This is a genomic window from Kitasatospora sp. NPDC057542 (genome assembly GCF_042801945.1).
In the GTDB taxonomy this organism is placed as follows: domain Bacteria; phylum Actinomycetota; class Actinomycetes; order Streptomycetales; family Streptomycetaceae; genus Kitasatospora.
On record NZ_JBHVFE010000377.1, the window covers coordinates 1 to 8,936 of the forward strand.

9 protein-coding genes are annotated in these 8,936 nt (G+C 73.7%); all 9 read left to right on the forward strand.

Annotated features, from left to right (window positions below; translation table 11 throughout):
• Window positions 1-530 precede the first annotated feature (530 nt).
• The 9 genes from ACFU7Y_RS33310 (at window position 531) to ACFU7Y_RS33350 (ending at window position 8,840) form a co-directional block, all read left to right on the forward strand.
• Window positions 531-1,238 (forward strand): GNAT family N-acetyltransferase, encoded by a 708-nt coding sequence (locus ACFU7Y_RS33310; RefSeq protein ID WP_380770606.1) that lies wholly within the window; start codon window positions 531-533, stop codon window positions 1,236-1,238.
• Window positions 1,239-1,812: 574 nt separating this feature from the next.
• A complete protein-coding gene (locus ACFU7Y_RS33315; RefSeq protein ID WP_380770607.1) occupies window positions 1,813-2,925 on the forward strand; it encodes a hypothetical protein in 1,113 nt (370 codons plus the stop codon).
• Between the two features lie 592 nt (window positions 2,926-3,517).
• Window positions 3,518-4,129 carry a hypothetical protein gene (locus ACFU7Y_RS33320; protein ID WP_380770608.1) on the forward strand — a complete coding sequence of 204 codons (612 nt, stop codon included), beginning with the start codon at window positions 3,518-3,520 and terminating at the stop codon, window positions 4,127-4,129.
• A gap of 1,045 nt (window positions 4,130-5,174) precedes the next feature.
• The gene (locus tag ACFU7Y_RS33325; protein WP_380770609.1) at window positions 5,175-5,648 is read left to right on the forward strand and encodes a hypothetical protein; all 474 of its coding nucleotides are present in this window, start codon (window positions 5,175-5,177) and stop codon (window positions 5,646-5,648) included.
• A gap of 266 nt (window positions 5,649-5,914) precedes the next feature.
• On the forward strand, window positions 5,915-6,472 hold the full coding sequence (locus tag ACFU7Y_RS33330) for a hypothetical protein (protein WP_380770610.1): 558 nt from the start codon (window positions 5,915-5,917) through the stop codon (window positions 6,470-6,472).
• A 189-nt stretch (window positions 6,473-6,661) separates the two neighbouring features.
• The gene (locus ACFU7Y_RS33335; protein WP_380770611.1) at window positions 6,662-7,210 is read left to right on the forward strand and encodes a hypothetical protein; all 549 of its coding nucleotides are present in this window, start codon (window positions 6,662-6,664) and stop codon (window positions 7,208-7,210) included.
• 299 nt (window positions 7,211-7,509) lie between these two features.
• Window positions 7,510-7,770 carry a hypothetical protein gene (locus tag ACFU7Y_RS33340; protein ID WP_380770612.1) on the forward strand — a complete coding sequence of 87 codons (261 nt, stop codon included), beginning with the start codon at window positions 7,510-7,512 and terminating at the stop codon, window positions 7,768-7,770.
• A 637-nt stretch (window positions 7,771-8,407) separates the two neighbouring features.
• Window positions 8,408-8,593, forward strand: coding sequence for a hypothetical protein (locus tag ACFU7Y_RS33345; RefSeq protein ID WP_380770613.1), 186 nt, complete (start codon window positions 8,408-8,410; stop codon window positions 8,591-8,593).
• Between the two features lie 61 nt (window positions 8,594-8,654).
• Window positions 8,655-8,840 (forward strand): hypothetical protein, encoded by a 186-nt coding sequence (locus ACFU7Y_RS33350; RefSeq protein ID WP_380770614.1) that lies wholly within the window; start codon window positions 8,655-8,657, stop codon window positions 8,838-8,840.
• The last annotated feature ends 96 nt before the right edge of the window (window positions 8,841-8,936 follow it).

An 8,936-nucleotide genomic window follows, 5' to 3' on the forward strand; every position in this document is an offset into this window, starting at 1 on the left:
TTTCTATGGTGTGTCCTGTTCCCGCCCGGCGGCCGTGCGTTGTTCCGGCCGTACGGGCTTCCCCCGGCACCCCGCACGGGGTGCCGGGTGCCGGCGTGTCGTGCGTCCCGCGCAGGGTCGCCGCCGGGTGCCGGTTTCACCCGCCTGGGCGCAACCGCTGTACGTGGTCGCGCGGCAGTGCGCGACCGACCCCTGGAGGAACGCCCGGACGCGGGCGGGCCGGATTCCGGCGCGCTCCCGGCCGCTCACGGGCGGGCCGGGGCATCACCGCCGACGTGCACGACGGCCGCGGCCCGGGCGAGGGGTTCGCCGTGCACGGCCCGGATGTTCCGACGCGGCCCGCTGCCCGTCGCGTGGCGTTCCTGCGCCCCGGCCCCGGCCTCGCGGCCGTGCTCCTACAACGCTTCGGGGCCCCGTGCGGCGTGCTCGCCTGAACGCAGCCGCGTCCCGGGTCCCGCTACCGCCCCGGCACCCAGAGCGGTACACCTCCCACCTCATCCGCCGCCAGGCGGGACTTCGAAAGAGACACCGTGACCACCTTCCCCTCCGGCACCAGCCGAACCGCTCCCGACTCCGACGCCCAGACCGGGCCCGGGTGCGTGCGGATACGCCTGGCAACCCCCGGTGACGTCGATGCCGTGATCAGCCTCATCCTGCTGATCGACCTGCACCAGAGCGACGAAGGCCTGCGCGAGGTCATGGCCGCGGTCCGCGACATGATCACCCAGCAGGCCACGAGCATGCTGCCCACCGGACACCTCGGTCCCGACTGGAACCTCTCCCACGGCTACAACCACGTCCTGATCGCCGAACACGAGGGGCACCCTGCCGGAGTGGTCCGCTGCGGACCCGTGCCCTGGATTGCCAGGCACTCCGAGATCCGGCGCGTCCCGTTCCTGGCAGGCCGCCTCATGAGGAGGATCAGCGCGATCGGTGAACTCGCGGTACTGCCCGAGCTCCGAGGCCAGGGGATCGCCCGAGCCCTGGTCTCCCGCGCCGAGCAGGATTACCGGCAGGCCGGCTTCCGCGCCATGTCGCTGCGCCACGACCGGGACCTGACGCGCTTCTACACCGGACTCGGGTACGCCAGCGCCTCCCGCCTGACCTTGGACGTTCCCGCGCTCGGCCGCGTGCACTGCATCGATCGCGGCTGGAGGCACGCGGTCAAGCCCCTGATGCCTCCCGCTTCGGTGCGCGACATACACGGTGTCCCCGTGCTCACCGGCATGGTGGACTGACCGCCACCACCCGTCCGCGACCACCGGCAGCGCCCCCTGGATCCCACCTCCCGGGGGCGCTGCCGGCCGTTGCGTGCCCATCCGACCCGCCGCGGTCGGTTCAAGGTGTGCAGAACCCTGTGATCGGTACTCCGGACGGCGGACCGCCCCGGGGCGGGGGTGAGGGCGCGCCGGTGGAGGTCCTGACCGCGCGGCCCTGCGGTACCCGAGGGGCGCCGCCGCCGGACGATGCCACGATGCCAGCAGACCCTGACAGCGCCCGGTACCCGGTGCCCGTACATGCGCCCGTGCCGTCTTCCTGCCTGTCCCGGCCCCGGGTTGACCGGCCGCCCGCCGCTCCTATGGTGTGTCCTGCTCCCGCCCGGCGGCCGTGCATTGTTCCGGCCATACGGGCTTCCCCCGGCACCCCGCCCGCCCCTCCCCCCCCAGGGCAGGTCGCAGGTGCCGCCGCCGTCCCGCACCCCGCGCTCCCCGGCCCGGGTGCGGGACGGCCCCGAACCCGGATGCTCGGTCCCGTTGCTCCGGGTCGTCGTCCTGCCCCTACCACCCATCCTGTTACGAAAGGGAAGTCCTCGTGCACAAACTCAATTTCGACCCGCAGAGCGCGCTGGGAGCGCAGGTCGTCAGGCTGTTCAACCGCATCAAGACCGAGATCGAGAACAGCGACGGTTCCTGGAATGGCGGGGACGTCGTGGACGCGCTGACACCGTGGCTCGGCGATCTGGGCATCGACATCTTGGGTGACGCGATCGTCCCGGACACCGCTGCCGCCGACACCACCGCAGGAGCTGAGCCCCCGTCCGGATGCACCGTCCGGTACGCCGACTGCGTCCCCGCACTGCCCCCCACCCAGCAGGACCTGAACCGCGACGACCTGCACGCCCGGGGCTGGAGCGACTACCTCATCACGAGCCGCCTCGGCCAGCCCGACCGCCGCGACATCCTTCACCGCGGCGCCACCTCCCGCCCGGTCGGTACCTGGAAGCGCGGCCGCGTCCTGTCGGCGGAACACGACCTGCGCGGAGAGAACGCCATCACCCCCGACAACGCCGAGGGCCTGCTCGGCACACGGGTGCGCATCGAGGCCACCGGCCGCACCGGCGTGCTGCGCCACCTGAAGTACAGCGCCGACAACCAGTACACGCTGGCAGGAATCGACCTGGACGCCCTGCTGCCCGGGGGCATACCGACGCAATGGGCCAACCTCGACCACGGCGTCGCCGCGCTGACCGACCAGACTCCCGTACCGGACGACGCCCACGCGCAACTGACGCAGGTACTGCGGCGACTGAAGAACGAACGCGAGGAGGCCCAGCACACCGCCCGGGCGCTGCAGGCCCGCGCGCGGGCGCTGTACGAGACGGCGGAGCAGGCCAAGGACACGGTGGTGCTCCATCTGCCGCAGGTCTTCGTGGAACTCGTCCGGGACCATCCGGCGATGCAGCTGCCCGAGCCTGAGGTGACGGACTCCCGGTTGCTGAAGGTCCGCCTCGCGTGGGAGGGCGCCCAGGTAGCCGCCGCAGGCCCGGACCACAACGACGGCTTGCCCGTGGTGACCGTCCTCGACGTGATCTGGTGGTTCGACCGGCTCGCACTGCACGGGCTGGTCGGACGTCTCGGCCAGCTGACGCCCCGCCAGCTGGAGGCCTGCCGCCAGGTGCGCGATCAGGTGGAGCAGATCTCCTAGGAATCCTCGGACGAACCCGTACAGCCCAGGGCCCCGGCACGCCGCCGGGGCCCTGGGCCGTACGGCCCAGGTTCGCAGGAACCACGACACACCCCCTGCGCTTCAGGGCAGCACTCGCCGGCCTCGCAACGGCAAGCCCGACGCCACCGAGCCCCCAGCCGGACCGCGAATGCCGCCGCCCCCGACTGACCGCCGCTCCCTGCCTGCCACGCCCCGCCGGTACAACCCTCCGCGCCCTGTCCCGCACCGCGCCATGCTCTTCGGCGGCCGCCGGGCCCGCGTCGCTGCGCCCCGCCCAGACACTCGCGCCCTGCCGTCCTCCGTAGCAGTCCCCGGTCCCCGGCCGACCGCCGTTGCGCCCGGGTCTGACCCCGCTTGCTGTGGCCCGGGGTTGACCGGCCGTCCTCCGCTCCTACGGTGTGTCCTGTCCCGCCCGGTCGCTGTCGAGCACTGTCCGTGTTCCGGTGATGCGGGCCTCCCTGCGCCCGTGCCGGCCCCGTCTCCCTGGGGCCGGTTTACGCGTGCCGCCCGCTGACCGCAGCCCGCCCGACATCGCCGGGAGAGCACCCGGCGCCATCGAAAGGACACCCCGATGCTTGACCACCTGCACCCCGAGGCGGCGACCATCCTCGCCGCGCTGCACGCTGCCGGGCTCACGGCCGCCGTGAAACCGGCCGACGGCGGCGGCCACCAGATCCACGCCCCGGGCCCGTACGGCACGTACACCCTCATCGGCTGCCCGGAGACCCTGCCCGCCGCCGACGAGCCGCTGACGGCGCTGCACGCCGAGCTGCACGACGCCGACGGGATCGTCCCGGACGTCGTGTTCCATTGCTGCACCGACCCCGCGTGCGGGCAGCCCGGGTGCGGCGAAGGCGCGTCGTTGGACCCTGCGGCACTGGCGGCCGCGCTCGCCGACGCCCTTAACTCCCGACGGCCGGCCTACATCCCGAACAGTTCCCGCTTCTTCAATGACGAGGGCCTGCGGTACAGCGCCTACTTCAACCCGGTCTTGCACGAGGTCACGATCGTGCAGGACATGCGCTCCGGCATCTCCGGTCCGTTCGACACGGACCCGGCCGCCACGCTCGCCGACGCCGAAGACGTGGTGCGTGGACTCGGGTATGCGCGGGCCTCGGAGTGGGCGGGTCCGGACGGCCACGGCGGCGGCCTGTACTGCTACCTGCTGCGCCCGCTCGCGTAGGCCCGCTCCACCGGCTGCTGCCGCTCGCGCCGGCCGCTGCCGGGTTCGCCGTCCCCCGAACTGCCTCGCGCGTGCGCGTGCGCGCGTTTGGGCGGTCGCAGACGAAGCAGGCAGGCAGGCGGAACGTCCCGATACCGGAGGCGTTGCCGCGGGACCACCGCGGATACCTGGTGCCGTGGATCGCCCAGTGGGTGGACGGCGACGACGCGACCGCCATCCGGAACGTCCCCGGCGCCGACCGCGTCATGTCGTGCATCTGTATTCCCGGTCGCGGCCGCCCCATGCTCGGGCGGCCGTGCCCGCAGCGTCAGCGAGCCTGCATGGACGAACGCCGGTGCCAGCTGTGCGGGCGCCGTATCAAGCCCCGTGTCCGGGCCGTGTTCCTCGCCGGAGTGTCCGGAACCGACGGGCCGGCTCTGGTGAGCGAACCTCCCCTCCACCGGGCCTGCGCCGCCTATGCGATCCAGGTGTGCCCGCACCTGATCCCCGGCCACCGCGACGGCTCGCTGTGCGTCGCGGAGGCCGAGGAGTACCTCCTGCTGGAGGAACCGGTCCGGCCCCGCAGCCTTGAGACCGCCGCCGGCCTCCTCATCGGCGTCTACGCCCGTGGCAGCGAGGAAGCCCGCGTGTTCGGCGTCCTTCAGACCCTCCTGGCCGCACCACCGGCCCTCGGCCGCCAGTTGCGCCAGCCCCGCCCGCCTCGTCGGACTGCGGGCACCCAGCCATCCCCAGGTGCGGCTTCGGCACCGGATCCGCCACAGATCCCGTCACCGATGCCACCCGCCCTGGGGTTGACCGGCCGCCTCCCGTTCCTACGGTGTGTCCTGTTTCCGCACGGCGGCCGTGGCCCCGTTCCGGCCGTACGGGCTTGCCCGGGTCGGGTTGCAGGTGCCGCCGCTGCCCTGCACCCCCGCACTCCCCGGCCCGGGGTGGCAGCCGCACCACAGTGCCGCCCGCGCGGCCGTACCCGGCCTGCCAGCCGAGCGCGTGGCCCCTCCCGCGCCGGGCGCCCCCCGGCCCATACACCCCTTCAAGGAGTCAACCCATGACCGGTGCCGATCCTCGCGGCCTGGAAGCCGTCGCCGAGTGCCACCTCACAGAGGTCCGCACCATCGAGGAAGAGATCAAGCGCCTCGCGTCCAGCCTCGGATTCCGCGCCGACCTGGACCGCCTCATGCTCCTGCCCGGCACCCACAAGACGATCCCACACACAGCCTCGCTGCGCCGCCTCCTCACCATCGTCGGTGATCTGCTGGAGCAGACCCACGCAGCCCTCGACAGGCTGCTCCTTGCGCGGCCGCTGCCGAAGCGCTCGGCCACGATGCTTCTGTTCGCGATCAGCAGCGTCCAGGAGATCGTCCGTGAGGCGCACCGGGTGGTGTGCAGCCGCGTGCAGGGCGAGGCCCTCGACCAGCTCGGCGTGGCAGTGACCACGATGCGTCAGATCACCCAGACCGTGGCGCAGTCGCCGCTGCTGGCCGAACACCGTGACGCCGCCGGTGGGACCGCACCGTCGTGACCGGCGAAGTGCCGCGCTGACGCAAGACGCACCACAGCGCGGAGCGGGCGGGTGTCCCGCACCGGGACACCCGCCCAACCCGCACGTCTGTCAGCAGGGTTGACCGGCCGCCTCCCGTTCCTACGGTGTGTCCTGTTCCCGCCCGGCGGCCGTGAGTTGTTCCGGCCGCGCTGGCTTCCCCCGCACCCCCGCTCCGGCCCGGCCCGCACCCCCAGGGCCCGTTTCGGTCCGGCCCGGGCTCCGCGACCCTTCGGAAGGACACCCGCATGACCGTGCATACCCGCCACTTCTCGCTTCGAGGCTGGACGCTCGACCTCACCACCGCCCCCGGCCATCTGAACGCCGCCCTCACCCGCCCCCACCCCTTGGACCCCGACCGGTGGGACGGCCCCCAGCCCGCCTTCGCCCTCACCGTCAGCGCAGCCCTCACCGACACCTACGCCACCGACCCCGCCCCCGAGCGGTGCGCCCTGCGCCACTACCCGCGCCGCGTGTGGCAGCGCTGGGCCCACCGCCACCCCGACGCAGCCCTCCAGCCGGCAGGCCCCGTCGCCACCGGGCCCGGGGACCGCTCCGGCCGCACCCACACAGTCGGGCCGTGGAGCGCCACCCTCGACCGGTCCGGCGTACGGGTGCGTCGCCTGCCCGAGTTCGACTGCGACTGGCACGCGCCCTTCACCGACGAGGACTGCCTCCCCACCGGCCGCTACGCCTTCGAACCCGAGCCCCGCCCCCGCCCCGTGTGCACCTGCCCCCGAATCCGGCCCTGGTTGCGCGTGCACCTCACCCGGCCCGAGCGCACCCCCGCCCAAGCGCCGTTCTGACCCGCCGCCCCGGGCCCGGGGACGGGCCCCCACCGGACCACCGCCGCCCGCCCTGCCACCGGGTGCGGGACGGGCGGCGGTGGTCCGGCAATCAACAGGGACAGACCCGGTACGGGTAGATCCGAAGGGTTGACCGGCGCACTCGCGCCCCTACCGTGCCGCCCGTTCCCACCACTTCAGGAGGCACGTATGCCACGAGCGCAGCACGCCCACATCCCGCCGGTCGCCGTCGCCGAACTCCGCATCCACCACAAGATGGACCTGTACCCGGTCCTGGTCCCGGCCCGCACCGGCCACGCCAGCTCCCGCCCGTTCCTCAAGACCAGCCTGTTGCGCGTGCGCACCGCCGACCAGGTCCGGCAGGGCGACCTGATCGTCTCCGCGTTCCAGCCCCCGGCCTCCGGGCGAATCCTGCCGCGCGCCGACTGCTTCGCCAGCGGCGCCTACCCCGCCGACCCCCAGCCCTACGACCCCTCGTGCGGCTGCGGCACCTGCGGGGACCACTACCCCGACGGCGCGGTCGTCATCACGAACGGCTGGCCGTGGGACGTCTGCGACGTCCACCCCGCCGACGCCCCGCTGCTCGTCCTGCCCTACGGCGGCCAGCTCCTCACCTGGAGCGAGGTCGCGAACATCGCCTGCGGCGGCACCGTGCGGATCGACACCGGCTACAAGTCCTTCCAGCAGTACCTCACCACCGGCAGCTACACGACCATCAGCGAGCCGCCCGCAACCTGACGGGCTGTGCTCCGGCCGACCCGGTCCTGCCGTCCCCGGCCCCAGCCCGCAACGGCAGGGCCGGGGGACGGCAGCCCCTGTCTGCCCGCGCTCCCGCCCCAACCCGCCGAAGCCCCGGCCGCACACCCCGCACTGCCCAGTTGACCGGCCCGCCACCCGCCCTACGGTGCCGCCTGTTCCCGCCGGTCGGCCGTAACCCTCCCGGCCGGATTGCCTCCCGGCCCCGCCCGTACGGCGGGGCCCAGACCTCCGCACCTCCCGCCCGCCCGTCTTCGGGCCTCACGACAGGAAACCCGCCCATGGCGACCAACCACAGCACGCCCACCCCGTCCGCCCTGCCCGCCACGACCGCCGCTGCCGTTGCCTCCGCCACCTTCGCGCTGCGCCGCGTCACACAGTGCGAGGGCTGCGAGTTCCCCCCGGCCGACCTCGACGCGTACGAGGCGGGACAGATCATCGTCGACTGGATTCTCTGCGACCGCCACCAGCGCGAATCCGACATCCTCCAGGCAGGCTCCAACGGCGCCCTGGTAGCCAACGATGGCTACCACTACTTCTGACCCACCACCAGGCCGGCCCCGGTGCGCCAAGGCCCCGCCGCCCGTCCGCCCCTACCGCGCGCGCCGGCCAGGTACCGTCCACCGCCACCCCGCCCGCTGCTGACCGCCCGACGGGCGGCCGCCACCCCGGCGGCCGCCCGCCCCACCCGCCCACCACTTCGGGAGAGGACCCCCACGTTGTACGCCGTACTCGTCCGCCGCCCCACCGGATTTCGTGACATCCGGATCGGCCCCACCCACCACCAGCACATCGCCGAGTCGATCGCTTTCGGCCTGCGTACGGAGATGACCTCCACGCAGTACCTGCCCGGAACCACCGTCACCACCGAGGCCTACTGTCCCGACCTGCCGCACCTGCCGCTGCTCGCCGACGACCCGGACACCCTCGCCCGGGCCATGGACGACGACTCGCCCGGCGACGGCACCGGCGCGAACTTCCCCGACCTGTTCAGCCGCCTGATTGCCCAGTACCCCACCGACTACGGTCGGATCTGGGGACAGGCCTGCGCCGCCTACGACTGGCTGCACGCAGAGACCGACGAGGACGACGGCCAGGAGCAGCAGGCGTTGGCCCCGCTCACCGCCACCTGGGCCGGGCAGGTCGACACCCCCCCACGACCCGGCGAAGCCCGTCGTCGTGCACCTGGTCCTCGCCGACGGCAGCCCGGCCCGACTCCACCTGGACGACGAGCACCGCGAAGCGCTCGGCCTGACGCTGGTGGACCCGAACCTGCCCGGCATCGAGACCGACGACCCCCACCCGCTCCACAACCGGACCACACGCCGGCCGCCCCAGCTGCGCCGCCGTATCCGCATCCGCTGACCACCCGCCCCGCCCGGCCGGCCAACCTCCGGCCGGGCCCGGCCTCCGAGGGGGAACCACCGTGCCCGACACCCAGCACCACCCCACACCCCGCCCGGCCGCCAGCCGCCTCGACCACCGCGCCCTGGTGCTGCTCACCGCCGAAGCGGCGGCCGCCGCCGACCGCCTGGCCTGCGGCCCCTTGCTGCGCCCCACCCACTGCCGGGCCGGTTTGGCCGGTGCCACCCGGCACCCGTTGATCCCCTGAGCCCGCCCCGCAACGACGAAGGCCTCCGAACCGCACGCCGCCCGCCCCGGGTGGCCGCCGCCAGCACCACGATCCCCGTCCCCCGGGCCGCCGCGC